At 71.1% G+C, this 25737-nt stretch carries 21 protein-coding genes; 12 read left to right on the top strand and 9 right to left on the bottom strand.

Annotated features, from left to right (window positions below; all coding sequences use genetic code 11):
* Positions 1 to 115 precede the first annotated feature (115 nt).
* Positions 116 to 1111 carry a TAXI family TRAP transporter solute-binding subunit gene (locus ACZ4Z4_RS08880; protein WP_468324299.1) on the top strand — a complete coding sequence of 332 codons (996 nt, stop codon included), beginning with the start codon at positions 116 to 118 and terminating at the stop codon, positions 1109 to 1111.
* Here ACZ4Z4_RS08880 and ACZ4Z4_RS08875 read toward each other — a convergent pair.
* Together ACZ4Z4_RS08875 and ACZ4Z4_RS08870 are read right to left on the bottom strand one after the other, a co-directional pair.
* Positions 1101 to 2537, bottom strand: coding sequence for a sensor histidine kinase (locus tag ACZ4Z4_RS08875; protein ID WP_468324296.1), 1437 nt, complete (start codon positions 2535 to 2537; stop codon positions 1101 to 1103). The genes ACZ4Z4_RS08880 and ACZ4Z4_RS08875 overlap by 11 nt on opposite strands.
* Positions 2538 to 2553: 16 nt before the next feature.
* Positions 2554 to 3243 (bottom strand): response regulator transcription factor, encoded by a 690-nt coding sequence (locus tag ACZ4Z4_RS08870; protein WP_468324293.1) that lies wholly within the window; start codon positions 3241 to 3243, stop codon positions 2554 to 2556.
* 286 nt (positions 3244 to 3529) lie between these two features.
* Between ACZ4Z4_RS08870 and ACZ4Z4_RS08865 the strand changes: the two genes are divergently transcribed.
* From ACZ4Z4_RS08865 to ACZ4Z4_RS08830, 8 genes are all read left to right on the top strand, one after another.
* Positions 3530 to 4309 carry an amino acid ABC transporter ATP-binding protein gene (locus ACZ4Z4_RS08865; RefSeq protein ID WP_398304982.1) on the top strand — a complete coding sequence of 260 codons (780 nt, stop codon included), beginning with the start codon at positions 3530 to 3532 and terminating at the stop codon, positions 4307 to 4309.
* A 46-nt stretch (positions 4310 to 4355) separates the two neighbouring features.
* Positions 4356 to 5276 carry a glutamate ABC transporter substrate-binding protein gene (locus tag ACZ4Z4_RS08860; protein WP_468324290.1) on the top strand — a complete coding sequence of 307 codons (921 nt, stop codon included), beginning with the start codon at positions 4356 to 4358 and terminating at the stop codon, positions 5274 to 5276.
* A gap of 95 nt (positions 5277 to 5371) precedes the next feature.
* Positions 5372 to 6019, top strand: a complete 648-nt coding sequence (locus tag ACZ4Z4_RS08855; protein WP_468324287.1) for an amino acid ABC transporter permease — start codon at positions 5372 to 5374, stop codon at positions 6017 to 6019.
* Positions 6016 to 7008 carry an amino acid ABC transporter permease gene (locus ACZ4Z4_RS08850; RefSeq protein ID WP_468324284.1) on the top strand — a complete coding sequence of 331 codons (993 nt, stop codon included), beginning with the start codon at positions 6016 to 6018 and terminating at the stop codon, positions 7006 to 7008. The genes ACZ4Z4_RS08855 and ACZ4Z4_RS08850 overlap by 4 nt, the downstream gene beginning before the upstream one ends.
* A gap of 255 nt (positions 7009 to 7263) precedes the next feature.
* A complete protein-coding gene (locus ACZ4Z4_RS08845; RefSeq protein WP_468324281.1) occupies positions 7264 to 8943 on the top strand; it encodes an FAD-dependent monooxygenase in 1680 nt (559 codons plus the stop codon).
* Between the two features lie 222 nt (positions 8944 to 9165).
* Positions 9166 to 9252, top strand: a complete 87-nt coding sequence (locus ACZ4Z4_RS08840) for a putative leader peptide (RefSeq protein WP_361730811.1) — start codon at positions 9166 to 9168, stop codon at positions 9250 to 9252.
* 80 nt (positions 9253 to 9332) lie between these two features.
* A complete protein-coding gene (locus ACZ4Z4_RS08835; RefSeq protein WP_468324278.1) occupies positions 9333 to 9872 on the top strand; it encodes a cupin domain-containing protein in 540 nt (179 codons plus the stop codon).
* Positions 9869 to 10288 carry a rhodanese-like domain-containing protein gene (locus ACZ4Z4_RS08830; RefSeq protein ID WP_468324275.1) on the top strand — a complete coding sequence of 140 codons (420 nt, stop codon included), beginning with the start codon at positions 9869 to 9871 and terminating at the stop codon, positions 10286 to 10288. Before ACZ4Z4_RS08835 ends, ACZ4Z4_RS08830 begins: the two co-directional genes overlap by 4 nt.
* A 59-nt stretch (positions 10289 to 10347) precedes the next feature.
* Here the strand turns inward: ACZ4Z4_RS08830 and ACZ4Z4_RS08825 are convergent, their stop codons facing one another.
* From ACZ4Z4_RS08825 to ACZ4Z4_RS08795, 7 genes are all read right to left on the bottom strand, one after another.
* Positions 10348 to 12894 (bottom strand): FtsX-like permease family protein, encoded by a 2547-nt coding sequence (locus ACZ4Z4_RS08825; RefSeq protein WP_468325720.1) that lies wholly within the window; start codon positions 12892 to 12894, stop codon positions 10348 to 10350.
* Positions 12894 to 13628 carry an ArsR/SmtB family transcription factor gene (locus ACZ4Z4_RS08820; RefSeq protein WP_468324273.1) on the bottom strand — a complete coding sequence of 245 codons (735 nt, stop codon included), beginning with the start codon at positions 13626 to 13628 and terminating at the stop codon, positions 12894 to 12896. Before ACZ4Z4_RS08820 ends, ACZ4Z4_RS08825 begins: the two co-directional genes overlap by 1 nt.
* A 144-nt stretch (positions 13629 to 13772) precedes the next feature.
* Positions 13773 to 14504: a recombination regulator RecX gene (gene recX, locus ACZ4Z4_RS08815; RefSeq protein ID WP_468324271.1), complete on the bottom strand. Its 732-nt coding sequence runs from the start codon at positions 14502 to 14504 to the stop codon at positions 13773 to 13775.
* A gap of 3 nt (positions 14505 to 14507) precedes the next feature.
* Entirely contained in the window at positions 14508 to 15629 is a 1122-nt protein-coding gene (gene recA, locus ACZ4Z4_RS08810) for a recombinase RecA (protein WP_468324268.1), read from the bottom strand.
* A gap of 247 nt (positions 15630 to 15876) precedes the next feature.
* Positions 15877 to 17157 (bottom strand): AI-2E family transporter, encoded by a 1281-nt coding sequence (locus ACZ4Z4_RS08805; protein WP_468324265.1) that lies wholly within the window; start codon positions 17155 to 17157, stop codon positions 15877 to 15879.
* A 140-nt stretch (positions 17158 to 17297) separates the two neighbouring features.
* Positions 17298 to 17492, bottom strand: a complete 195-nt coding sequence (locus ACZ4Z4_RS08800) for a DUF3046 domain-containing protein (RefSeq protein ID WP_468324263.1) — start codon at positions 17490 to 17492, stop codon at positions 17298 to 17300.
* Positions 17493 to 17570: 78 nt separating this feature from the next.
* A complete protein-coding gene (locus tag ACZ4Z4_RS08795; protein ID WP_468324260.1) occupies positions 17571 to 18131 on the bottom strand; it encodes a GNAT family N-acetyltransferase in 561 nt (186 codons plus the stop codon).
* A gap of 141 nt (positions 18132 to 18272) precedes the next feature.
* Here ACZ4Z4_RS08795 and ACZ4Z4_RS08790 point away from each other — a divergent pair, with 141 nt between their 5' ends.
* The 3 genes from ACZ4Z4_RS08790 (at position 18273) to ACZ4Z4_RS08780 (ending at position 25668) form a co-directional block, all read left to right on the top strand.
* Positions 18273 to 19256, top strand: a complete 984-nt coding sequence (locus ACZ4Z4_RS08790; protein WP_468324258.1) for a hypothetical protein — start codon at positions 18273 to 18275, stop codon at positions 19254 to 19256.
* A 192-nt stretch (positions 19257 to 19448) separates the two neighbouring features.
* Positions 19449 to 20780 carry an MFS transporter gene (locus ACZ4Z4_RS08785; RefSeq protein WP_468324255.1) on the top strand — a complete coding sequence of 444 codons (1332 nt, stop codon included), beginning with the start codon at positions 19449 to 19451 and terminating at the stop codon, positions 20778 to 20780.
* A 190-nt stretch (positions 20781 to 20970) separates the two neighbouring features.
* The gene (locus tag ACZ4Z4_RS08780; RefSeq protein ID WP_468324253.1) at positions 20971 to 25668 is read left to right on the top strand and encodes an ATP-dependent helicase; all 4698 of its coding nucleotides are present in this window, start codon (positions 20971 to 20973) and stop codon (positions 25666 to 25668) included.
* Positions 25669 to 25737: the final 69 nt, after the last annotated feature.

The raw sequence follows: 25737 nt of genomic DNA, 5'->3' as shown, positions 1-25737 counted from the left end.
CCACGCGCGCGTGCCCGCGGATTCGGACCGGGGTGCCCTGGAGGTGGGCTCCGGAGTGGTGCGGTGTGACCGCGCCCCTGGTCAGTACGGTGACCGGGCTGGCAGGATCGCGCGCATGCTCAAGGCACTCCCCCACATCAGCAGGCGCCGCGCCCTGCAAGGTTCGGCCGCGGCCCTCGTGGTGTTCGGGCTGCTGTTGTGGTGGCTTGTGCCCATGGGCGAGGACTCCCCGAGCGGACGGATGGCGTTCAGTACGGGCGTGAAGAAGGGCGTGTACGAGCGGTACGGCAAGCTCCTGCGGACGGCGATCTCGGAGGACATGCCCGATGTCGACGTCGAGCTCCTCAACAGTGAGGGTTCGCAGCAGAACGTCGCGCGGGTGGCCACCGGGAAGGCTGATTTCACCATCGCCGCCGCCGACGCCGTGGAGACGTACCGTCTGAACGCCGAGCCTGGCTGGCACCGGCTGCGCGGCTGCGCGCGGCTGTACGACGACTACGTGCAGCTCGTGGTGGCCCGCTCCTCGAAGATCGACACCGTCGCGGATCTGCGGAACAAGCGGGTGGCGGTGGGACAGGAGCACTCCGGAGTGCGGCTGATAGCCGACAGGGTGCTCGACGCCGCGGGCCTGGACCCGGTCACGGACATCAAGCCGGTGTCCGCCGGGATCGACACGATGCCCGACCTCCTGAAGAGCGGCTCGATCGACGCCTTCTTCTGGTCGGGCGGGCTTCCGACCACCTCCGTGCGCGCGCTCTCGAACGAGATGGACATCAAGCTCGTGAAGCTCGGCTATCTCGTCGACTCGCTGCACAAGCAGGGTGGTGCCTCGCGCTACTACCGGGCCGCGACGATGCCCGCCGACGCCTATCCCGAGGCGCAGCTGGGCTCCGCCGTGCCGACGCTGGCCGTGGCGAACCTCCTGGTGACCACGGACCGGGCCGATCCCGAACTGACCGAAGGACTGACCCGGACCGTCATCGACAGCCGCGACCACATCGGCGACGAGGTGCACGCGGCGCAGCTGGTGGATCTGCGCACCGCCCTGTTCACGGACCCGCTGCCGCTGCACCAGGGGGCGCGCCGCTACTACCGCTCGGTCAAGCCCTGAGCCGTTCGGCGAAGCGCTGAGCCGGCGGCTCACCGCGTGGGACGCTGACCGTCACCTTCAGTCCGTGCGGTTCGTGGTGTGCGTACGTGATCGAGCCGCCGCCCGCCGCGAGCAGGGCCCGTGAGATGGACAGGCCGAGCCCGGAGCCCTTCACGTTCTGGTGGCGGTTGCTGCGCCAGAAGCGGTCGCCGACGCGGGTGAGCTCGTCCTCGGTGAGGCCGGGGCCGCCGTCGGTGACCACGACGGTCGTCGTCGCGTCGCAGGAGGAGACCGCCACGTGGACGGGCCCGCCCTCGGGGGTGAACTTCAGGGCGTTGTCGATCACCGCGTCCAGCGCGCTGGAGAGGGCGACCGGGTCGGCCCAGCCGGTGGTGGCCGGACACGTGCCCGTCAGCCGCACACCTCGCTCGTCGGCGAGCGGCCGCCAGGAGGCGACGCGCTCGGCGGCCAGCTCCCCGATGTCGGTGAGGCTCAGGTCGGCCGCGACGTGTTCGGCGAGCGCCAGGTCGAGCAGGTCGTCGAGGACCTGGGCCAGGCGCTTGCCCTCGGTGCGGACCGAGGCGATCTCCGCGTTGTCCTCGGGCAGTTCGAGGGCGAGGAGTTCGATGCGGAGCAGGAGGGCCGAGAGCGGGTTGCGCAGCTGGTGGGAGGCGTCGGCGACGAAGGCGCGCTGCTGCTCGAGGACGTCCTGGACGTTGTCGGCCATCTCGTTGAACGACCGGGCGAGGCGTCTGAGTTCCGGCGGCCCGCCGGCCACCGCGACCCGGGACCTGAGACGCCCTGTCGCTATGTCGTGCGTGGTCGCGTCCAGGACGCGCACCGGGCGCAGCACCCAGCCGGTGAGCCGCAGCGCCGCGCCGACCGCGAGGAGCATGGCCGCCGACTCGCCGGCGCCGATGAGCAGCCAGCCGTGCAGCGTCTGCGAACGCATGCGTCCGGTCGGCGAGTCCGTGACGACGACGGCGATGACGTCTCCGTCCTTGATCACCGGGGAGGCGACGGCCAGCCGCCCCCGCTGCCAGGGCCACACCTGCTCGGGGTCATGGCTGCCGCGGGAGCGGAGCGCTTCTTCGAAGGCGTCCCGCAGGGCTCCGTGGCGGGGCAGGAACCAGTCGTTCGGGGACTGGGCCATGGCGCCGTCGTCGCGGTAGAAGACGCCCGCGCGGATGCCGTACACGTCGAAGTAGTCGTCGAGTTCCTTTTGCAGGGTCTCGCGGCGCTCGTCCGTGCTCCCCATGTCGAGCGGCCCTGTGGGGCGTTTCGTGACGAACTGCGCGAGTGAGGCGAAGCGGGCCGTGTCGTCGATCCGGTCGACGACCACCTTCTGCTGCTGGGCGGCGGCGACGCTGACGGCGAGCGGAAATCCGAGCGCGAGCAGGACGCCCGCCATCAGGATGATCAGCAGCGGGAGGAGGCGAGAGCGCACCTGTCCTCGCTCTTGGCTAAGCGGCCGGGGCGACGAGGCGGTAGCCCACGCCGCGCACGGTCTCGATCAGGGCCGGCATGTGCAGTTTGGAACGCAGGGAGGCCACGTGCACCTCCAGGGTGCGGCCCGTCCCTTCCCAACTGGTGCGCCACACTTCGCTGATGATCTGCTCCCGCCGGAACACCACTCCGGGGCGCTGGGCGAGGAGGGCGAGCAAGTCGAACTCCTTGCGGGTCAGTTGGACGACCGAACCCTCCACGCTGACCTGCCGGGTGGGGAGTTCGATGCGTACGGGGCCCAGCCGCAGGTCGCTGTCGCCGGGGGCCGGAGCGCCGACGGGGGCGGGCCGGCGGATGACCGCGTGGATACGGGCGATGAGCTCTCCGGTGTCGTACGGCTTCACTACGTAGTCATCGGCTCCGAGGTTCAGGCCATGGATCCGGGAGCGTACGTCGGAACGTGCCGTCACCATGATCACCGGAGTCGAGCCGCGCTTGCGGATCTTGCCGCACACCTCGTAGCCGTCCTGGTCGGGCAGACCGAGGTCGAGAAGCACCACTCCGAAGGGGGGCGTTTCCGCGGGCAGCAGGGCCTGGAGGGCCTCTTCGCCGTTGCGGGCGTGCACGACGTCGAAGCCGTGCCGGGCCAGGACCGCGGACAGGGCGGCGGCCACATGATCGTCATCCTCGACGAGAAGCAGTCGCATGAGGGCCCCCTCCAGTTCATCGGTCGTTCCGTAGTGGCCGGTATTCATGGCCGGTGGCCGCGCGAGCGTCCCATGGCATCCACGCCGATGGATAAGGACCGCGTCAAGAGGGTTCCGGGCGTCGGCACGTTCCGTTACCCACCCGGTACGCACTCCGTGGACCCTCTTCACACGGTGTGTCCGGTTGCGGCCGGATCGTTATGCTCAATTTCCCCTCAGATGTAATGACGCTGGTCGCACTGGGTTATTACTGTCCTCCCAACCGAGGAGGATGGAGCAACAAGCCGTGACCGAAGTATCGGTGACCAAGGACGCCATACCGCCTGGGGCGGACGACCTTGTCGTGCTGAAGAACGTCAACAAGCACTTCGGCGCTCTGCACGTCCTCCAGGACATCGACCTGACCATCGCCCGCGGTGAGGTCGTCGTCGTGATCGGCCCCTCGGGGTCCGGCAAGTCGACGCTGTGCCGCGCCATCAACCGCCTGGAGACGATCGATTCGGGAGACATCTCGATCGACGGCAAGCCGCTGCCCCAGGAGGGCAAGGAGCTCGCCAGGCTCCGTGCGGACGTGGGCATGGTCTTCCAGTCCTTCAACCTTTTCGCGCACAAGACCGTGCTCGAGAACGTGACGCTGGGCCAGACCAAGGTGCGCAAGATCGGCAAGGCGGAGGCGGAGAAGAAGGCGCGCGGTCTGCTGGACCGCGTGGGCGTCGCCTCCCAGGCCGACAAGTATCCCGCGCAGCTCTCCGGCGGTCAGCAGCAACGCGTCGCCATCGCGCGCGCGTTGGCGATGGACCCCAAGGTGATGCTCTTCGACGAGCCCACATCGGCGCTCGACCCGGAGATGATCAACGAGGTCCTCGAGGTGATGCAGCAGCTCGCCCGGGAGGGGATGACGATGGTCGTCGTCACCCACGAGATGGGTTTCGCCCGCTCCGCGGCCAACCGTGTCGTCTTCATGGCAGACGGCCGGATCGTCGAAGAGGCCGTGCCTGACCAGTTCTTCAACAACCCGCGCAGCGACCGGGCCAAGGACTTCCTGTCGAAGATCCTTAAGCACTGAGGCTCCCACGCCGTCTCAACACCAGTCGAAACAGAGGATGTTCACCATGAAGCTCCGCAAGTCCGCTGCCGCCGTGGCAGCAGTCGCTGCCATCGCGCTGACCGCCACCGCCTGCGGCGGCAAGGAGGGTTCGGCCGGCGACAAGCCGGAAGGCCCGAACGGCAAGGACACGAAGGCCCTCAGCTACACGGTCAAGAAGGACGCTTCGGTCGACTCGTCCGTGTTCAAGGCCGCCAAGGAGCGCGGCAAGCTCGTCGTGGGCGCCAAGGCCGACCAGCCGTACCTGGGCTTCCAGGACCAGTCGACCAAGGAGTACTCCGGCTTCGACATCGAGATCGCCAAGATGATCGCGGCCGATCTCGGCTTCTCGGCCAAGCAGATCGAGTGGAAGACGATCGACTCCGGCGCGCGCGAGACGGCTGTCTCCAAGGGCGACGTCGACCTGATGATCGGCACGTACACGATCAACGACGAGCGCAAGAAGCAGATCGACTTCGCCGGTCCGTACTACCACGCCGGTGCCTCCCTCCTCGTCCGCAAGGATGAGAAGGACATCAAGGGCCCCGAGACCGTCCGCGGCAAGAAGGTCTGCTCCATCGTCGGCTCCACTCCGCTGCAAAACATCAAGAAGCCGAAGTACGGCGCCAAGGTCACCGAGCTGTCCAAGTACTCCGAGTGCGTGGCCCAGATGCTCAACAACCAGGTCGACGCCGTCACCACCGACGACGCCATCCTGATGGGCTACGCCGCGCAGAACCCCGGCAAGCTCAAGGTCGTCGGCAAGCCCTTCTCCGACGAGCCCTACGGTGTCGGCCTGAAGAAGGGCGACAAGGCGCTCCAGAAGGCCGTCGCGGACGCCATCAAGGCGCACCAGGAGAACGGCGACTACAAGAAGGCGTTCGACGCCACCATCGGCAAGTCCGGCTCCGAGTACAAGGACCCGCCGGCCTTCACCGACCCCAAGTGACACCCCGCGCCCCGCTTCGTACGGCCTGACGGCCCGTGCGGGGCGGGGCGTGTTGTGAGCACATCGCCGTCCGACCGCCCTCTCGCGGAGAATTCATGAACGTACTGACCGACAACCTGTCGCTGTTCCGCGAGGGGTTCATCGGCACCGTGGAGCTGACCGTGGTCAGCGGCGTCATAGCCATGGTGCTCGGCGTGATCATCGCCGCCTTCCGGGTCTCCCCGGTCCCGCCGCTGCGCGTTTTCGGCACCCTGTGGGTGAACATCCTCCGGAACACCCCGCTGACGCTGCTGTTCCTGGTGGCCTTCTTCATCCTGCCGAAGATCCTCTTCCCGGACATGGACTCCTTCGTGCTCGGCGTCACGGCGCTGGGCTTCTACACGTCGTCCTTCGTGGCCGAGGCCCTCCGCTCCGGCATCAACACCGTGCCGATGGGCCAGGCCGAGGCGGCCCGTGCGCTCGGCATGAGCTTCACCCAGGTCATGCGGGTCGTGGTGCTCCCGCAGGCCACCCGCGCGGTCATCGCCCCGATGGGTTCGATCTTCATCGCGCTGACGAAGAACTCCGCGATCGCGGGCGGCTTCGACAACGTCGACCTGTTCAACGTCACCAAGACCCTCAGCAATGACGGTTACGACATCACGATGATCTTCGTCTGGGTCACGGTCGCCTACCTGATCATCACGTACGCCATCAATGGCGCCTTCCGGCTGCTGGAGCACCGAATGGAGGTCGCCCGATGAGCGCCAGCGTTCTCTTCGACGCACCGGGCCCCAAGGCCAAGGTCCGTAACAGGATCTACTCCGTCGTCGGCACCGTGGCAGTGCTCGGCCTCATCGCCTGGGTGGTGCTGCGGCTCAACGAGAAGGGCGAGTTCGAGGGTGCCCTGTGGGACATCTTCAACTACTCGGGCATCCGCGAGAACATCTTCGACGCGCTGCTGTCGACGCTGAAGGCCTTCGCCCTCGCCGGTGTCCTGTCGCTCGCCTTCGCGGTCGTGCTGTGTGTCGGCAGGCTCTCCGACCACCGACCGATCCGCTGGCTTTCGGTCGTCTTCATCGACCTCTTCCGGTCGATCCCGCTGCTGATCACGATCTTCGCCCTCTGGGTCGGCATCCTCGGTGACATGACCCCGCTGTGGGCGCTGGTCCTGGGTCTGACGATCTACAACGGCTGCGTCCAGGCCGAGGTGCTGCGCGCGGGCATCAACGCCGTGCCCAAGGGCCAGAAGGAAGCGGCGTACGCCCTGGGTCTGAACAAGACCCAGGTGATGACCACCATCCTGTTCCCGCAGGCCGTGCGGTCGATGCTGCCGACGATCATCAGCCAGCTCGTGGTGACCCTCAAGGACACCTCGCTGGGCTTCATGATCCTCTACCCCGAGCTGCTGTACTCGGCACGGCTGATCGCCAACAACACGCCGGTGAACGGCACCTACCCGTTCGTCCAGACGGTCACCGTCTTCGGTGTCATCTACATCTCCCTCTGCCTCGCGCTCTCCTCGCTCGCCACCTGGATCGAGAAGCGCGGGCGCCGCACCAAGACGGGCATCGTGGTGGCCGCGGCCGCCGAGCCCGCGGAGGCTCCCGGCGTGCTCGACGCGGCCACGCCGCTCGGCCCGACAGTCGCCGCGGAGCCCGCGCCCGGCGCTCCGGCCGCGCCCGCCGACGCCGGCGCGGACACGGACGGGCCCGAGGACGACTCCAAGGGCCCAGTTGGAAAGTCAAACTGACGCACTGTAGGTACAGTTGTGGGGGACGGTGTTCGCGCCGTCCCCCACGCGCGTTGTCGGCAGAACGCCGGGGCCATGTTCCGGCCCCGGTCCCCGTGTGTGCCGCTGCCATCGTCACTTGACGCAAGCACCGGCAATGGGTTGCATACGTTCTGTGATCGTGCACCGGGCTCCAACTGCCAGTTTCTGTACGTACGTCCAGCGCTTCCGGGCAGTCCGGACCCTCGGAGCCCGACGGGCCGGAGGGTGTGCGCCGTGGACCCGGTGATCATCGTCGGCGCGGGCCCCGTCGGGCTCGCCCTCGCCCTCGCGCTCGCCCGCCAGTCGGTGCCCACCGTCGTCCTCGACGAGGGACAGGGCAAGGACGAGCATCGGCTCGCGCGGACCGTCGTGCTCCGCGAGGACACGGCGGCGTTCGTGGAACGGCTCGCGGGCCACTCATTCGGCGACACGGAGACCGGCGCACGGTGGACCGGTTGGCGGTCCGTGCGGCGCAAGCAGCTACTGCGGGAGGTGGAGTTCAGTGACGACGCCCCCGCGCCGCTGCACCTGCCGCAGCACGTCCTGACGGGCGCGCTGCGCACCGCCATCGCCGACGAACCGCTCGTCAAGATCGCGGTCGAGAGCAAACTCGACTCCCTGGAACAGGACGCGGGCGGGCTGACCGCGCACACACGCGGGCCCAAGGGCACGTTGTGGCGCGGCAGTTACATGGTGGGCTGCGACGGAGCACGCTCCACCGTGCGCAAGCTCCTCGACATCCGCTTCCCGGGACGCACGGCCGTCGAGCGACACGCCGTGGCCGCGCTGCGCACGGAACTTCCGTGGCCGGGTCAGGCGTTGTTGCACCGGGCGCCCCCGTGGCGCCACGGGGGCGCCGAGGTGACCGGCCGCCCCCTCGCCGACGGCGTGTGGCGCATCGACTGGCTGCTTCCGCCACGCGGTGACCTGGTGACACCCGACGCCCTCGTCGTGCGCATCCGGGAGACCCTCGCGGGCTGGTGCGGGGGCTCGACACCGCCGTACGAACTGCTCGACACGGGCGTGCACACCGTCCACCACCGGCTCGCCCGACGGTGGCGGGTCGGCCGCGCCTTCCTCGCCGGGGACGCCGCGCACCTGCTCGGCGCGCTCGGCAGCCAAGGCCTCGACGAAGGCCTGCGGGACGCCGACAACCTCGCGTGGAAACTGGCGCTCTCCTGGCACCACGGCGCACGCGAATCGCTGCTCGACAGCTATCAGGTCGAGCGGCGGGCCGGCGTGGCCGCGCGGCTGCGCGCCGCCGACCAGGCGCTGCCCGCGCTGCGCGGCGGCAAGGGCCTGCGGTCGTACGTACCCGGAACCGCACGCGGACACGACGCTCTCCTCATGGACGGGCACGTGGGGCGCGGCCCGCTCGGAGCTCCCCCCTCGTACGCCGATTCGCCCCTGTCGGCTGCTCCGTCCGAATCCGTCACGGTGGTCGGGACGGAGCCCGGGGCGCCCGTCGCCGATGTGCGCGTGACGGCGCCGGACGGCTCTTTCGTACAGCTGCGGGACCGGCTCGGAACAGGTCACCTGATCGTCGTCCTCGTCGCGCCGGGCACCGTCGTGTGGGAGCGGCGGCACTGGGTGACCGCCGGCATCATGCCGCGGCTCGCGGCCGCCGTCACGGCGCTGCCCCACCCCGCCGAGCTGCTCGTCGCGGAGAGCTACCCCGGGGCGGCGGCCCACTCGGTCCTGCTCGTACGGCCCGACGGCCACCTGGTCACCGCACTCTCCGGAGTGCGGCCGGCGGAGTTGTACGCGGCGGCCGAAGCGGCGCTGGGCGGGCCGGCGGCGCCGGGGCCTGGGGACGAGGCGAAGGGGGCGGTGGGGGCAAAGGGGGCGGGCCGGGCTGACCGGGTGGATGGGGCGGACGAGGCGCAGCGTGCGGCAGGGGCCACGAGGCGTTAGGCGTGGGCGGGAGCCGCGGCGCGGCGCGGCTCGCCTTCGGCGCGTGTCTGCTTGTCGGCTGTGACGGCGTGAGAGCGCCCAGGTCCGCTACCGGCGAGCTACGGGCAGGGCGGGCCGGGATGGGCGCGCCAGAATGCGTCTCAGCGGCCGTCGGGCGGCATCCCTGGCTCGCATGCTGAGCCCGGGTTGACCGGCCCCCGGCTCCGTGGTCTACTCCGGATCGTGACCGACACCGATGTTCGCCTGTGGCGGAGAGTCCACATGGACCTCGTCCGCTACGCAGGCTGCGTGTGTCACCTCTCCTGCTGAACTCGCATCTCTGCCTCGCGCGCTGAGTCCCGTTCCGGTCTGTCTCGCGCGCGCTTCCGCGAACTTCCAGGACGGTACCCGTGTCTGTTGCCCCTTCCTCCCCCGCGCCCTCGACCGCACGCTCCTCGGCGCCCACCGCCGCCGAACTCCTCGACTTCGTCCGCCGCACCGCGGCCGACTCCGCGCTCGTCGCCTCCCTGCCCCTCGACCCCGAAGGCCGTACGTGGGTGCGTCTCCAGGGACCCGGCGGCAGCGAGGCCTGGCTGATCGGCTGGCCGCCCGGCACCGGGACCGGATGGCACGACCACGCGGAGTCGGTCGGCGCCTTCCTCACCGCGACGGGCACCCTCAAGGAGAACTCGCTCGCCGCCCGTCTGCCCACGGACGGGTGGAAGACCTTGGAGCTCTCCGAGGACGTCGACCGTGAACGGCAGCTGACGGCCGGCGAGGGCCGCGCCTTCGGCCGCAACCATGTGCACGAGGTGCTGAACGAGTCCACGACCGAACACGCCGTCTCCGTACACGCCTACTACCCGCCCCTGCCGCGGATCCGCCGCTACAGCCGCACCGGTGACGTGCTCCGCCTGGAGTCCGTGGAGCGCCCGGAGGACTGGCAGTGAACGACGACCGGGAGTCGGTCGGAGAACCTCCCGTCGGAATCGACGAGTTGCTGGCGCGCGTGCGGCTGGGCCTCGATCGGCTCACTCCGGAGGAGGCGTACGAGACCAGCCAGAGCGGAGGGCTCCTGGTCGACATCCGCTACGCGGCGCTGCGCGAGCGCGACGGGCTGATCCCCGGAGCGCTCGTCGTCGAACGCAACGAGCTGGAGTGGCGCCTCGACCCGCAGGGCAGCCATCGTGCCCCGGAGGCCACCGGTCACGACCTGCGCGTCGTCGTGGTCTGCAACGAGGGTTACGCGTCCAGCCTCGCGGCCTCCTCCTTGCGGCAGTTGGGGCTGCGCCACGCCACGGATCTCGTCGGCGGATTCCAGGCGTGGCGGGCGGCCGGGCTGCCCGTGGTGACCGCCGGAACGTGAGCACGCGCGCGTGGGTGCCCCCTCTTTCTGAGGAGGAGGCACCCTTCGCGCAGGGACCGCTACTCCTTGGCCGTCGCCACAGTGACGGGTAGCGGCTTCAGGGCGACGCGGCCCGGCAGGGCAGTCGCGGCGAGGGCGAGCAGCCCGGCGACGGCCACCACGGAGACGTACACCAAGGGAACGACTGTCGGTGCCGCGCTGCCGGTCATCCCCACGCTGAACGCCGTCAGGACGGCGAGTGCCACCCCGCTGCCCAGCGCGACACCGATGAGCAGGATCGACAACGCCTCGGCGCGCAGCACCCGCAGGACCTGGCGGCGCGTGGCGCCCGCGAGACGCAGCATCGCGAACTCACGCACGCGCTCGGAGACGGACATGGCAAGGGTGTTGACGACAGCTATGGCGGTGAAGGCCAGTACAAGGCCCATCGCCAGAAGGTTCACCTCGGCATTGGCCTGTCGGCTCTCGGCCTGGAGACCGGCCACGGCCACCGGGGAGAGAACGCGCACTCCCGGGAACTTCTGGACGCCTGCCGCGAGTTGTTCCTGCGTACGGGCGCTCTTGACGAGGACAGTGCTGGCGAGCGGGTTGTCCACGTGGCGGGCGACCAGGTCGTGCGCCATGGTCAGATCGCCGAAACCGAGACCGCGTGCGTACACGGCACGGACGGTGAGCTCCGCCTTCGTGCCGTCCCCCAGGGTGAACTTGAGCGTGCTGCCCGGCTTCAGGCCGAGCCGGTCGGCGGCGAGTTCGCTGACGGCGACGGCGTCCTCGTCGAAGTCCGCGAGCGAGCCCGCGGTGACGTCCGGGTCCCAGGTCCGGGTGAGGCCCTCGGGAGTGACGCCCTGCGCGGGGTACTTGTCGAGCCCGACGCGGACCGTCGTGCGGACGATCTCGGTGGCGGCCTCGACGCCCTCGGTCGTACGCAGCTTCCGTGCGGCCTCCGCCGGGACGCCGGGCCCTCGCGCGGCCAGCACCCAGTTCGCGCGGACGCCTTCGCGGGCCTGGGCGCGGGCGGCGTCGTCAAGGGTGGGTCCGACGAAGAGGACGGTGCAGGCCATGCCGGTGAGGAGGGCGAGCGGAGTGACGACGGCCGCCATCCTGGCCGCGTTGCCGCGCAGATTGGCGTGGGCGAGCCTGCCCCCGGGGCCGGTCAGCCGCAGAGGGCCCCGCAGCAGGGCCGCGGCCGCCCGGACCACGAGCGGTCCCAAGAGCGCGATGGCGCAGGCGAAGACCACCACGGCCAGGAAGGTCACGGGAGTCGACGCGGCCTCGGTGCGCAGCACGCTCAGCACGGCGACCAGGACGGCCCCTCCGGCGAACAGCACCAGACCCGCCACAACGCGGCCCCAGGCGACCCCGTGCCGCTCGACCCGCGCCTCGGCGAGGGCCTGTGCCGGACGGATCCCGGCGATCCTGCGCCCCGCGATACGGGCGGCGGCCCAGGCGCCCAGCAGGGTGGCGGCCACGGCCACGAGGGGCGGGAAGGCGCTGACGGCGCGTTCGAGGGTGGCGGGCACGGCTCCCGATGCCACGAATCGGGCGTGCAGCCAACCACCGAGCGGGATTCCGGTGAGCGCGCCGGTGGTCCCCGCGACGGCGCCGACGATCAGCGCCTCACGGCCGAGCAGTCTGCGGATCTGCCTCGGGGTCGCGGCTACGGCGCGCAGCAGGGCGAGTTCGCGGTGGCGCTGCTGGACCGAGAGGGCGAAGGTACCGACGACCACGAGGACGGCGACCAGGAGGGAGGTGCCGCCCATGGCGCCGCCGATGCTGACGAGCTTGACGCGCGCTCCCGCCGCGTCGAGGAATTCCACCGGTCCGCGGTCGTCCCCCGCGCTGACCTGCGCCGTCGTACCGTCGAGGGCGTGTTCGGCCGCGTCTTCCAGGTCGGCGACGGCGGTTCCCTCGTCCGGGACGACACCGAAGGCGGTCACCTTCCCGGGGTGTGCGGCGAGCCGCTCGGCCTCTCCGGAGGAGAAGAAGAGCGAGGTCTGGTGCGCCAGGGCACCTGTCTCGGATGCGGCGATGCCGGTGATGCGGTAGTCGCGCGGGCTCTGCGTCGACTGGACGGTGAGGTGGTCACCCGGCTTCAGACCCGTGCGGTCGGCGAGGTCGCGATCGACGACCAGATCGTGGGCCGCGCGCGGGGCCCTTCCGTCGACGATGCGGAAGGGGGTGAGCACGGCGGACTTCCAGGCATGTCCGTACGAGGGTTTACCGGTGCCGCTCGCGGCATCAGGCAGCACCGGCTCTGCGAGGAACGTGAGTTCGGGCACGACAGAAGCGGCACCCGGGACCCTTTTGAGCCTGTCCTCGATGTCGTCGGCATGCAGCCAGGCCCTCTCGGCGATGGGTTTCGCCTTGTGCTTGACCTTCGTCTTGCCCTTCTTGTGCTTGATCGTGGTCTGGTGGACGTTCTGGTCCGCGGAGACGATGACCGGTGTCGCGGCGTAGCGCTCGGTCTTGATCGTGCCGCGCAGGCCGGTTTCCAGGAGAGTGCCGCAGGCGGTGATGAGTGCCGCGGCACACATCAGCGCGAGGAAGGCGCCGAGGAAGCCGCCTTTGCGGGCCCTGACTGTCTGTAGTGCGTAGCGCAGCATCATCATGAGGACTCGGCCTCTTTCCGGTCGTCGGACGAGGCCGCGGCCTTCGGTGCGGGGAAGGCGAGGAAGCGCGTGAGGACGGTGCGGGCGTCTGCCGGGGTGTCCGCGTCGGGGCGCTTGTAGCGATTGAGGAGCGCGATGTACTCCTCGAAGAACGCGTGGAGTTCGGGGAGGGTCAGCCGGATCGTGCCCCGCGAGTAGGGCAGCGCGTCGGCCCACTCGTCCGGTTCGGCGTTGTCCGACCGGTGTTCTTCCTCGCTCCGCTCCCGCAGCAGTTGCGCGAAGAGCTCCAGGTCGGCGGCGTACGAGAGGTTGTTGAGCTCGTCCATGACGAGCCGTGTCTCGGGGCTCTGCCGACTGCGCGGCGGAAAGCGCCGGTCGCCCGGGACGGCCCGCCACCAGCGCTCACGCCCGTGCGGCTCGTCTTTGTGCGGCTCGCCTTCGGGCCCCGGGCCGTGGGTTTCCTCGACGAAGCCGTAGCGGGCGAGTTCGCGCAGGTGGTAGCTGGTCGCCCCGGTGTTGAGGCCGAGGGCGCGGGCGAGCGTCGCGGAGGTGGCCGGGCCATGCACCGTGAGGTGCAGCAGCATGCGCTGCCGCCGCGGCTGCGCGAGCGCTTTGAGGACGCGCAGGTCGCTCAGCTCTTCCGGGACCGGGGCGTCGGTCAGGGGCGAGGCCCCGGTCCGAGGGGGGACGTCGGGTCGTGCCGCGTCGTTCGTGCCGGGTTCCTGTGCCATGCGTACACAGTCGTCTGTGCACAGGTCGCTGTGCACTGCGGTGGCCCGGCGTCTCCGCAGGGGGGATAACCCCACCCTGCGGAGCGCGGGCTGGGATGCGTGGATCGCTCCGGTTGCCGCCCCACCCCCGTGGGGGCGGCCCGCTCAGAACGCCTCGTACCCCAAGTCCTCGGTGTCCTCGCCCTCTTCCTCGAGCGCCTGCCGCACCACTCTGAGGGCCATGCCCTCGCCGTACCCCTTGCGGGCGAGCATGCCCGCGAGGCGGCGCAGGCGCTTGTCCCGGTCGAGGCCTCGCGTGGAGCGGAGCTTGCGGGCGACGAGCTCGCGAGCGGTCGCCTCCTCCTGCTCCGAGTCGAGCTGCCCCACGGCTTCGTCGATGAGCGTGGACTCCACGCCCTTGGTGCGCAGCTCCCGCGCGAGCGCACGGCGGGCCAGGCCCCGGCCGTGGTGGCGGGACTCCACCCAGGCGTCCGCGAAGGCGCTGTCGTTGATCAGTCCGACCTCTTCGAAGCGGGAGAGCACCTCTTCCGCCACGTCATCGGGGATCTCCCGCTTGCGCAACGCGTCGGCGAGCTGCTTGCGCGTGCGCGGCGTACCGGTGAGCAGGCGCAGACAGATCGCCCGCGCCCGCTCAGCCGGATCCCCCGTCGGCGGCTCCCCCTTCTCGGCCCTCGACGAGGCAGGGGAACCGCTGTCCTGGTGGCCGTCGAACCCGCCGCGCCGCCGCCGGCGCCCACGGCTGGGGCCGGCTCCGTCCTGGTGGCCGCCGTCCCGGTCTGTGCCGTCCTGATCCACACCGTCCCCGTGGCCCCGTCCGGCGGGACCGGTGCGGCTTTCGGGGGCGGTGTGGTCCGCCCAGTCGGTTCGTCGTGTCACGGACTAGCTCTTGGCCGCCGCGGCCTTGGACTTGGTGGCCTTGACCGCCGGCGTGGGCACCGTCTTGGCGGCGTCGTCGGCCGGGGCGCCCGCCGCGTCCGGGGCCGACTCGGCGGCCGGGGCCTCGGGCTTCACGCCCACGCCCAGCTTCTCCTTGATCTTCTTCTCGATCTCGTTGGCGAGGTCGGGGTTGTCCTTCAGGAAGTTGCGGGCGTTCTCCTTGCCCTGGCCGAGCTGGTCGCCCTCGTACGTGTACCAGGCGCCTGCCTTGCGGACGAAGCCGTGCTCGACGCCCATGTCGATCAGGCCGCCCTCGCGGCTGATGCCCTGGCCGTAGAGGATGTCGAACTCGGCCTGCTTGAAGGGCGGCGCGACCTTGTTCTTGACGACCTTGACGCGGGTGCGGTTGCCCACCGCGTCCGTGCCGTCCTTCAGGGTCTCGATGCGGCGGATGTCCATGCGCACCGAGGCGTAGAACTTCAGCGCCCGGCCACCGGTCGTGGTCTCCGGGGAGCCGAACATCACACCGATCTTCTCGCGGAGCTGGTTGATGAAGATCGCGGTGGTCTTCGACTGGTTGAGCGCGCTGGTGATCTTCCGGAGCGCCTGGCTCATCAGACGGGCCTGAAGACCCACGTGCGAGTCGCCCATCTCGCCCTCGATCTCCGCGCGCGGCACCAGGGCGGCGACGGAGTCGATGACGATGAGGTCGAGGGCGCCGGAGCGGACCAGCATGTCGACGATCTCGAGGGCCTGCTCGCCGTTGTCCGGCTGGGACAGGATGAGGTTGTCGATGTCGACGCCGAGCTTCTTCGCGTACTCGGGGTCGAGGGCGTGCTCGGCGTCCACGAAGGCCACCGCGCCGCCCGCCCGCTGGGCATTGGCCACGGCGTGCAGGGTGAGGGTCGTCTTACCGGAGGACTCCGGGCCGTACACCTCCACCACGCGGCCGCGCGGGATGCCGCCGACGCCGAGCGCGACGTCGAGCGCGGTCGACCCGGTGGGGATGACCTCGATGGGCTCGTTCGGCCGCTCGCCCATGCGCATCACTGCGCCCTTGCCGAATTGCCGTTCAATCTGTGCGAGCGCGGCGTCGAGCGCCTTCTCGCGGTCGGTTCCTGCCATGGGTTCCACCCGATTTGCTTGAGTCGATCGCTTCACGTCAAAGACGCTAACGCCTGCCACTGACAATCCGCCCCGACGCCCGTCCAGCCTGTGGATAACTCGAGGCGATCCCTCACCGAGATCCTCCGGAGCGTGCCCGGGATCCCCCCGCCCACCTTGGGGAATCGCCGCCTGGACCCCCATGAGAATGGATGTTCGAATTTAGTGTCAAGCGTGGCACGCTGCCCGGCCGACCGACCGCCGCGCTCTACCGGCGCCCGTCCCGCTCCGGCTCCGTGCCGCCCTGCTGCGGCGGCGCCCCCGGCCTGTTCGGCCCCCGCAAGGCGCCCCGCATGCGCGCGAGGAGAGGTGCTCCCACCTGGCGCCGGTGCCCGTGCACCCGGGGGTCGTCCGTGACGTCGTACCTCTTCACGTACGCCCCGAGGAAGGCCTGCAGCGTCGCGACGGCGGGGATCGCGATGAGCGCCCCGACCGCGCCGAGGAGCGCCGTGCCCGCGATGACCGAGCCGAACGCGACCGCGGGGTGGATGTCGACGCTCTTGGCGGTGAGCTTGGGCTGTAGCACGTAGTTCTCGAACTGCTGGTAGACGACTACGAAGATCAGCACCCAGAGCGCGTACCAGGGGTCGACCGTGAAGGCGATCAGCATCGGCAGGGCGCCCGCCAGATACGTGCCGATGGTCGGGATGAACTGCGACACGAGGCCCACCCACACGGCGAGCACGGGCGCGTAGGGGACATCGAGCACCTGGAGCAGGATGTAGTGCGCGATACCGGAGATCAGCGCCATCAGGCCGCGCGAGTAGAGGTAGCCGCCGGTCTTGTCGACCGCGATCTCCCAGGCCCGCAGCACTTCGGCCTGCTTGGCGGGCGGCAGCACCGAGCACAGCGCGCGCCGCAGCCTCGGCCCGTCCGCCGCGAAGTAGAACGAGAACAGCAGGATCGTCAGGAGCTGGAAGAGCCCGCCGAGGACCTGCGCGGAGACGTCCAGGACGCCGCTGGCACTGTTCTGCACGTATTTCTGGAGCCAGTCGGAGTGGACCAGGCTGTCCTGGACCTCCACGCGGGAGAGGTCCGTGTGGAAGGTCTGGTTGATCCAGCTGATGACCTTGTCGAGGTAGTCGGGGAAGTCCTCGACCATGTCGACGATCTGGCTCGCGAGCATCGACCCCATCAGCGTGACGAAGCCGGCGCTCGCGATCACGACGCTCAGGAAGACGAGGAAGGTGGCGAAGCCCCGGCGCAGCCCGCGCGCCGCCATCCAGCTGACCGCCGGCTCGACCGCGAGCGCCAGGAAGAACGCGATCAGAACGTTGATCAACAGCCCGGTCAGCTGGTGGAACGCCCAACTGCCCAACTGGAAGCACGCGACGAGCGCGAGGGCGAGAACCATGGCGCGCGGCAGCCAGCGCGGCATGCGGGCGCCGTGCCCTGCCTCGGCCCCGGTGGGGGGCTGTGCGGGCGGCGGCGTCGTGCCGGGCGGAACGGGGTTCTGGGTGACCTGCGCGGTCTCTTCTGTCGGTGCCACGGAGCAAGTCTCACTCACGTCGTGGGCGATCGGCCGCCACCCTCACATCTTGGGACGGCCATGCTCTTGGGGCGGACGCGCTCATAGGGCGGCCCCACGCGCGCGTGGAAGCGTCCCGGCGGCGGCGAGCCCCTCCGGGGTCAGCGCTTGTCGGCCGGCACGTCCATCGCCACGCACACCGCACGCCAGACGTCCTTGGCCTCCCAGCCCGCGTCCAACGCCTCGTTGACCGTACGGCCGCCCAGCTCCGTCATCACGTGGTCACGCGCGAAGGAGTCGGCGTACGCCGCACCGAAGTGATCCGCCATCCGCTGCCAGAAGACCGTCAACCGCATGCCATCCGCTCCGCCCTCACTCCGATGTGTATGTATACGCAGCGTAAAGCCTGAGCCGACGGGGCGGTTCTCCGGAGATCAGCTCGACGGCAGGCCGTCGTGCAGAATCCGCTGGAACAGGCGGTGATCCCGCCATTCCCCGTTGATGTGCAGATAGCGCGGAGCCCGACCGATCGGCTCGAAACCGTTCTTCTCCAGCACGCGCTGCGACGGGGCGTTGTCGAGGAGGGTGGTGGCCTCGATGCGGTGCAGGCCGATACTGTCGCGGGCCGCGCGGCATACGCTCGCCACGCCCGCGCTGGCCAGTCCCCGGTTCTGCCGTCCGGCCGCCACCCAGTACCCCAGGTAGGCGCTACAGAAGGGCCCGAACACCATTCCGGAGAGCGTGATCGTGCCGACGATCTCGCCCTCGTCCTCGAACACCCAAGGGACGGCGCGCCGCTCGGCGTACTGCTTCAGCTGCTCCCCGATGCGTTCGGCCTGGGCGTCGACGGTGAAGAAGCTGTCCGGGCGGCGCGGGTCCCATGGAGCCAGATGTTCCCGGTTCGCCGTGTACGCGGTGTGCAGCGCCTCCGCGTCGTCGAGGGAGATCAGCCGCAGCACGGCGCCACAGGACAACACTTCAGGAGCGATGATCATCCAATGACTGTAGTTCGTACGGGACATGCACTCCGTGCCCGCCGGGAAACCGTCAACCACATGCCGCCCCTGACGCGCCCCTGAGAGTGCAGCCCGGCGCAGAGGGCTCGCTGAGAACGCTTTCCGCCCTACCGTCGGGGCATGGCCGAAATCGGAGCATCCCCCGACGCAGTGCCCTCCCCCGAAGCAGTGCCTGTCCCGGACGCAGCGCTCTCCCCGCTGGCCCGCGCCGAGCACTTCATGTGGCTCACCGCACGCGTCCTTGAACAGCGACGGTTCGCGTACCACTTCCTCGACGGCGCCGGCGGCGATCAGGCCGCGGACGCGGTCGAGGCCGCCCTGACCTCGTACGCCACCCGTGACGGCGGGTACGGCCACGCCCTCGAACCCGATCTGCGTGGGCCCGTCAGCCAGCCGCTGCACGTCGGGCACGCGCTGCGCGTGCTGGACTCGATCCGCCGCTGCGGCGGGCAGCGGGTGGAGCGCGTGTGCCGGTATCTGACCTCGGTGTCGACAGCTGAGGGAGCCCTTCCGGCGATCCATCCCAGCCAGCGCGGCTACCCCTCGGCGCCGTTCGTGCCGGTCGTCGACGACCCGCCGGGCGCATTGCTCGCCACCGGCCCCGTGGTGGGCCTGTTGCACCGCAACGAGGTGTGGCACGCCTGGCTCTTCCGGGCCACGGACTTCTGCTGGGCGGCCGTCGAATCGCTCGAGAAGTCACATCCGTACGAAATTCAGGCAGCTGTCGCCTTCCTCGACGGCGTACCCGACCGCCCACGCGCGCGTGCCGCCGCCGACCGCCTGGGACGCCTCATGCGACAGCAGAGGCTCGCGGCGCTGGATCCGGACGACCTGGCCGCCTACCCGGTGGCGCCCGGATACGCACCGGGCGAGCACCACTTCGCGCACGACTACGCGAAGACCCCGGAGTCGCTCGCCCGCTCGTGGTTCACCGACGAGGAGATGGCACGCTCCCTCGACCAGCTCGCCCGGGAGCAGCAGGCGGACGGCGGCTGGCCCGTGCGCTGGCGGCAGTGGGCGCCGGGCACGGCCCTGGAGTCGCGCCCGATCGTCACCATTGAGGCACTGCGCACGCTCCGTGCCTACGGGCGGCCCATCCACTGAACGTCGACTGACATCGACTGACCGAGGGCGCCCTCCTCGCCTGGGTGCTTCTCTTTCCCTCCGTACTTCACTTCCCCTGCGTACTTCTCTTCGCGCGAACGCTGGTCGGTCTCGCTCCGGAGTCCGAGACTCGTCCCTGTGCACCCGCCCGAGCCGTGCAGCACTCCCAGCGCACACGAGGAGCCCGCGGAGATGACAGAGCACAGGAGAGCGGCCTGGCGCACCACGTGGTTGCTGCTGGCCTTCATGGTGGTGAACTTCGCCGACAAGGCGGTCCTCGGGCTCGCGGGGCCGGAGATCCGCGCGGACTTCGACCTGACCCGGCAGGAGTTCGGCACGGCTCAGTCGGCGTTCTTCGCACTGTTCTCCGTAGCGGCCCTCGGGGTCTCCCTGCTGACGCGGCGGGTGCGGACGACCCCGCTGCTCCTGGTGCTCGTGCTGCTGTGGTCGGCGGCTCAGTTGCCGATGCTGTGGGGTGCGGCGGGGTTCGGCACGCTGGTGGCCACGCGGGTGCTCCTGGGAGCGGCCGAGGGCCCTTCCGCGCCGGTGGCCGTCCACCACGTCCACGGCTGGTTCCCCCAGCGTGAACGGGCCCTGCCCACCGCGGTCCTGCTGTTCGGAGCGGCGGCCGGCGTCGCCGTGGCCGCGCCCGTGCTGAGCTGGGTGATCGGTCACTGGGGTTGGCGGTGGTCGTTCGGTGTGGTGGGGCTGGTCGGTCTCGTCTGGGCGGTCGCCTGGCAGATCTGGGGCGCCGAGGGGCCGCATGCCCCGCAGGTCGGAAGGGCCGCGGAGAGCGGCGGGGGCGGGGGCGTGGACGGATCCGCGTCGGACAGCGTCCCCCTGCGCGCCGTCCCCCTGCGCGCCGTTCTGCTGTCGGGCTCCTTCGTGACGGCGGCCCTCGGCGCCTTCGCCGCGTACTGGCTGATGAGCACCCTGCTGACGTGGACGCCGGACTACCTGGAGAGCGTCGTCGGCTGGGACCTGGACGGAGCGGGCACGCTGGTGGGTGTCGCCGCCCTCGCCAACGGCGTGGTGCTGCTCGTCCACGGCTCGGTCGCACAGCGCTCCGCCCAGCGGGAGCCGTCGGGCCGCCGACTGCCGGTGGGGGCGGGCGCCGGACTGCTCATGGTGGTTTCGGGCGGCGCCGTCGCCGTGTTCGGAACAGTCGACTCCATATGGTGCAAGGTGCCTCTGCTGCTGGGCCCGGTCACTCTGGCCATGGTCATGCTGACGGTGGCCATGACCGTGTGCGCCCGCATCGCCCCGCCCTCCCAACGTGGCGTCGTGCTGGGCGTACTGACCTTCGTGTACGCGCTGGGCGGCATCCTGTCGCCGCTGGTCCTCGGCGGCATGGTGGACCGGGCGGCCACGGTGTCCGCGGGCTACGAGCAGGGTTGGCTGCTGACCGCTGGGCTGCTGCTGACCGCGGGCATCCTCGCGGCGCTGCTCTGCCGTCCGGAAGCGACCGCGAAACGGCTCGGGGTGCCCGAGACGCCGACGGCGCGGCTACCTCTCGTTACCTGAACCGGCGCACCCGTGCGTCGATGATCAAGGGGGCGGCGTGCGGCGTGCAGATCATGAAGCGCAGTCGGCGTTCATGCAGCGCAGTCGCCGTGCATGAAGCGAAGTCCCCGTTCACTCGTTCCGCGAGGCTCGCACGAGCTCTTTTCCGCAGGTCGGCGCCGTTGTCAGTGGTGGGGTGCACGATGGGGGCATGGTCAGCTCCGCGTCCAGTGCGCCCGGCGTCCCCAGCGCCCTAGCCGGATTCTCCCCCGCGACCCGCGGTTGGTTCACGGGGGCCTTCTCCGCGCCCACCTCCGCCCAGGCGGGGGCGTGGCACGCCATCTCCGAGGGGTCCGACGTGCTGGTCGTCGCGCCCACGGGCTCCGGCAAGACCCTGGCCGCGTTCCTCGCGGCGCTCGACCAGCTGACCTCGGCACCGCCGCCCGCCGACCCGAAGAAGCGCTGCCGGGTGCTGTACGTGTCGCCGCTGAAGGCCCTCGCGGTCGACGTGGAGCGCAATCTGCGCTCCCCCCTGACCGGCATCCGCCAGGAGTCGGTGCGGCTCGGCCTGCCCGAGCCCGAGGTGCGGGTCGGCATCCGCTCGGGTGACACTCCGGCCGCCGAGCGCCGGGCCCTGTCGACCCGCCCGCCGGACATCCTGATCACCACACCCGAATCGCTCTTCCTGATGCTCACGTCGGCCGCGCGGGACGCCCTGACCGGCATCGAGACAGTGATCCTCGACGAGGTGCACGCGGTCGCGGGCACCAAGCGCGGCGCGCATCTCGCCCTGTCCTTGGAGCGGCTCGACGAGCTGCTGCCGAAGCCCGCGCGTCGCATCGGCCTGTCGGCGACGGTGCGCCCGGTCGACGAGGTGGCGCGCTATCTGTCCCCCAAGCGCAAGGTCGAGATCGTCCAGCCGCCGTCCGGCAAGGAGTTCGACCTGTCGGTGGTCGTCCCGGTGGAGGACCTCGGGGAGCTGGGCGGATCCCCGGCAAGCGACTCCGGCGACGGCCCGGGGGCCGAGGCGGAGCGCCCGTCGATCTGGCCGCACGTCGAGGAGCGCATCACCGACCTCGTGCAGGCCCACCGCTCGACGATCGTGTTCGCCAACTCCCGCCGGCTGGCCGAGCGCCTCTGCAACCGGCTCAATGAGATCGCGTACGAGAGGGCGACCGGCGAAGCGCTCCCCGAGGACCACTCCCCGGCGGAGCTGATGGCCGAGTCGGGCGCGGCCAAGGGCGCCCCGCCCGTCCTGGCACGCGCCCACCACGGCTCGGTCTCCAAGGAGCAGCGCGCCCAGGTCGAGGAGGACCTGAAGGCGGGCAGGCTGCCGGCCGTCGTCGCCACGTCCAGTCTGGAGCTGGGCATCGACATGGGCGCGGTCGACCTGGTCGTGCAGGTCGAGTCGCCGCCGTCGGTGGCCTCCGGGTTGCAGCGCGTGGGCCGGGCGGGGCACCAGGTGGGCGCTGTCTCCACGGGCGTCGTCTTTCCGAAGTACCGAGGAGACCTGGTCCAGGCCGCCGTCGTCACCGAACGGATGCGCACCGGCTCCATCGAGTCCCTCCGCATCCCGGCCAACCCGCTGGACGTGCTGGCCCAGCAGCTGGTGGCGATGGTCGCACTCGACACCTGGCAGGTCGACGACCTGCTCGCGGTGGTCCGCCGTGCGGCGTCGTTCGCCTCGCTTCCGGAGTCCGCGTTCACGGCGGTCCTGGACATGCTCGCGGGGCGCTATCCCTCCGACGCGTTCGCGGAGCTGCGTCCGCGCGTGGTCTGGGACCGCGTCGCGGGCACGGTCACCGGGCGGCCGGGGGCGCAGCGTCTGGCGGTCACCTCGGGAGGCACCATCCCGGACCGCGGCCTCTTCGGAGTCTTCCTCGCGGGCGCCGATCCCAAGAAGGGCGGCGGCCGCGTCGGAGAGCTCGACGAGGAGATGGTGTACGAGTCCCGGGTGGGCGACGTCTTCACGCTCGGCACGAGCTCTTGGCGCATCGAGGACATCACCCGCGACCGCGTCCTGGTCTCCCCCGCCCCCGGCGTCCCCGGGCGCCTGCCCTTCTGGAAGGGCGACCAGTTGGGCCGCCCGCTCGAACTGGGACGGGCGCTCGGCGCGTTCCTCCGCGAGGTCGGCGCGCTCCCGCAGGACGACGCGCGCGTGCGCCTCCTCGCCGCCGGCCTCGACGCCTGGGCCGCCGACAACGTCCTCGCGTACCTCTCCGAGCAGCGCGAGGCCTGCGGGCACATCCCGGACGACCGCACGATCGTCGTCGAGCGGTTCCGCGACGAGCTGGGCGACTGGCGGGTCGTCGTGCACTCCCCCTTCGGAGCCCAGGTGCACGCCCCGTGGGCCCTCGCCCTCGGCGCCCGCCTCACCGAGCGGTACGGCATGGACGCGCAGGTCATGCACGCCGACGACGGCATCGTGCTGCGGCTGCCCGACGCCGACCTGATGGGCCTCGACCTGCTCGACCAGGAGCCCACCGCGCCCCCTGTGGAGTACGACGCGGAGAAGGCCCCGGTCGGCGCGGGCGACGTGACCTTCGACAAGGGCGAGGTCAACCAGATCGTCACCGATCAGGTGGGCGGCTCGGCGCTGTTCGCCTCGCGCTTCCGCGAATGCGCCGCCCGCGCGCTGCTGCTGCCGCGCCGCAGCCCCGGCAAGCGCACCCCGCTGTGGCAGCAGCGCCAGCGCGCCGCCCAGCTCCTCGAGGTCGCCAGCGAGTACGGCTCGTTCCCGATCGTCCTGGAAGCGGTCAGGGAGTGCCTCCAGGACGTCTTCGACGTACCGGGGCTGACCGAGCTGATGGGCGACATCGAGTCCCGCCGCGTCCGCCTCGTCGAGGTGACCACGCCCGAGCCCTCCCCCTTCGCCCGCTCCCTCCTGTTCGGGTACGTAGCCCAGTTCCTGTACGAGGGCGACTCCCCCCTCGCCGAGCGGCGCGCGGCGGCGCTCTCCCTGGACTCCCGGCTGCTCGCGGAGCTCCTCGGCCAGGCGGAGCTGCGCGAGCTGCTCGACGCGGATGTCCTGACGGAACTGGAGCAGGAGCTTCAGTGGCGTACTGAGGACCGCCGCATCAAGGACGCCGAGGGCGTCGCCGACCTGCTGCGGCTCCTCGGGCCGCTCACCGGGGAGGAGTTGGCCGAACGCGGCGCCGAGCCCGGCTGGGCCGAGGAGCTCGCGGCCGCCCGCCGCGCCATCCGGGTGCGCATCGCGGGCGCGGACCACTGGGCGGCGATCGAGGACGCGGGCCGGTTGCGCGACGCCCTCGGCACAGCGCTGCCCGTCGGCGTCCCCGAGGCGTTCACCGAGCCCGTCAAGGACCCTCTCGGCGACCTCCTCGCCCGTTTCGCGCGGACACACGGCCCGTTCACGTCCGCCACCGCCGCCGCCCGCTTCGGCCTGGGAGCGGCGGTCACGGAGGGCGCGCTGCAACGCCTCGCGGCGAACGGCCGCGTGGTGCAAGGGGAGTTCCACCCGGCGGGCATCGGCCAGGAGTGGTGCGACGCCGCGGTACTGCGCCGGCTGCGCCGCCGCTCCCTCGCCGCCCTGCGGCACGAGCTGGAACCGGTGCCACCGGCCGCGCTCGCCCAGTTCCTGCCCCAGTGGCAGCACCTGAGCGGGCACGGCCTGCGCGGCATCGACGGCCTGGCACGCGCCGTCGAACAGCTCCAGGGCGCCACCGTCCCCGCCTCCGCGCTCGAGAAGCTCGTGCTCCCTTCGCGCGTCGCGGGCTACCACCCGGCCATGCTCGACGAGCTGACCGCGGCCGGCGAGGTCATCTGGGCGGGCGCGGGCTCGCTGCCGGGCAAGGACGGCTGGGTCTCCCTCTACCTGGCCGACACGGCGCCCCTGCTCCTGCCTCCCCCGCACCCCCTGGAGCTCACCGCCCTGCACCAGTCGGTCCTGGACACCCTCTCCGGGGGGTACGGCCTCTTCTTCCGCCAGATCGCCGACCAGGTCCGCGCCACCACCCACCCGGGCGCCCTCGATCCCCAGCTGGCCGACGCCATCTGGGAACTGGCCTGGTCGGGCCTGCTCACGAACGACACGCTCGGCCCGATGCGCTCCCTCCTCGGCTCCGGCCGCACCGCGGGAGCCACGGCCCACCGCGCCAAGCGCAGCACCCCGCGCGGGCGCTACGGAAGCCTCACCGCGGCCGCCCGCACCGCCTCCGGCACCGTCTCCCGCACCGGCCCGCCCACCGTCGCGGGCCGCTGGTCGCTCCTCCCGCACCGCGAGCCCGACCCGACCCTGCGCGCCCACGCCCTGGCCCGCGCCCTCCTCGACCGGCACGGCGTGGTGACCCGCGGCGCGGTGGCGGCCGAAGGCGTCGAGGGCGGCTTCTCCGCGACGTACCGCGTCCTGTCGGCCTTCGAGGACAGCGGACAGGCACGCCGCGGCTACGTCGTCGAGGGCCTGGGCGCCGCACAGTTCGCGATGGACGGCGCGGTGGACCGCCTGCGCGCCACGGCGAACGCCCGAGACCGTACGGACGGTGCGCGCCCCTCCGACGCCCAGGCCGCCGTCGTGCTGGCCGCCGCGGACCCAGCCAACGCGTACGGGGCGGCCCTGCCCTGGCCCGAGCCGCCGAACGGCGCGAGTCACAAACCCGGCCGCAAGGCGGGCTCCCTCGTCATCCTGGTCGACGGCGAGCTGACGCTCTACATGGAGCGCGGCGGCAAGACACTGCTGGCCTGGCCCGCCACTCCGGAGAACCCGGTCGCCGACGACCCCCGGCTGCACGCGGCCGCCGAAGCGCTGGCCGCGGCCGCCCGAGCGGGTTCCCTCGGCACGGTCACGGTGGAGCGGGTCAACGGCTCCGCCGCCCTGACGTCCCCCTTCGCCCCTCTCCTGGAAGGAGCCGGCTTCCACGCCACCCCACGCGGCCTCCGCCTGCGCGCGTGAGGACGCACGCGACGAGCCACGTCACGCACACCACACCCACGGACATGCACACGCACGCACACACACCTA

Source organism: Streptomyces sp. NPDC030245 (assembly GCF_055572995.1).
The sequence above is the reverse complement of the archived record's forward strand: the minus strand, read 5'-3'. Positions and strand labels throughout refer to the sequence as shown.

What these genes read in the sequence shown, in the direction of transcription:
- ACZ4Z4_RS08880 (WP_468324299.1), top strand. Translation starts at nt 116, where the DNA reads ATGCTCAAGGCACTCCCCCACATCAGCAGGCGCCGCGCCCTGCAAGGT.
- ACZ4Z4_RS08870 (WP_468324293.1), bottom strand. Translation starts at nt 3,243, where the DNA reads ATGCGACTGCTTCTCGTCGAGGATGACGATCATGTGGCCGCCGCCCTG.
- ACZ4Z4_RS08860 (WP_468324290.1), top strand. Translation starts at nt 4,356, where the DNA reads ATGAAGCTCCGCAAGTCCGCTGCCGCCGTGGCAGCAGTCGCTGCCATC.
- ACZ4Z4_RS08855 (WP_468324287.1), top strand. Translation starts at nt 5,372, where the DNA reads ATGAACGTACTGACCGACAACCTGTCGCTGTTCCGCGAGGGGTTCATC.
- ACZ4Z4_RS08850 (WP_468324284.1), top strand. Translation starts at nt 6,016, where the DNA reads ATGAGCGCCAGCGTTCTCTTCGACGCACCGGGCCCCAAGGCCAAGGTC.
- ACZ4Z4_RS08825 (WP_468325720.1), bottom strand. Translation starts at nt 12,894, where the DNA reads ATGATGCTGCGCTACGCACTACAGACAGTCAGGGCCCGCAAAGGCGGC.
- ACZ4Z4_RS08820 (WP_468324273.1), bottom strand. Translation starts at nt 13,628, where the DNA reads ATGGCACAGGAACCCGGCACGAACGACGCGGCACGACCCGACGTCCCC.
- recA (WP_468324268.1), bottom strand. Translation starts at nt 15,629, where the DNA reads ATGGCAGGAACCGACCGCGAGAAGGCGCTCGACGCCGCGCTCGCACAG.
- ACZ4Z4_RS08800 (WP_468324263.1), bottom strand. Translation starts at nt 17,492, where the DNA reads ATGCGGTTGACGGTCTTCTGGCAGCGGATGGCGGATCACTTCGGTGCG.
- ACZ4Z4_RS08795 (WP_468324260.1), bottom strand. Translation starts at nt 18,131, where the DNA reads ATGATCATCGCTCCTGAAGTGTTGTCCTGTGGCGCCGTGCTGCGGCTG.
- ACZ4Z4_RS08790 (WP_468324258.1), top strand. Translation starts at nt 18,273, where the DNA reads ATGGCCGAAATCGGAGCATCCCCCGACGCAGTGCCCTCCCCCGAAGCA.
- ACZ4Z4_RS08785 (WP_468324255.1), top strand. Translation starts at nt 19,449, where the DNA reads ATGACAGAGCACAGGAGAGCGGCCTGGCGCACCACGTGGTTGCTGCTG.
- ACZ4Z4_RS08780 (WP_468324253.1), top strand. Translation starts at nt 20,971, where the DNA reads ATGGTCAGCTCCGCGTCCAGTGCGCCCGGCGTCCCCAGCGCCCTAGCC.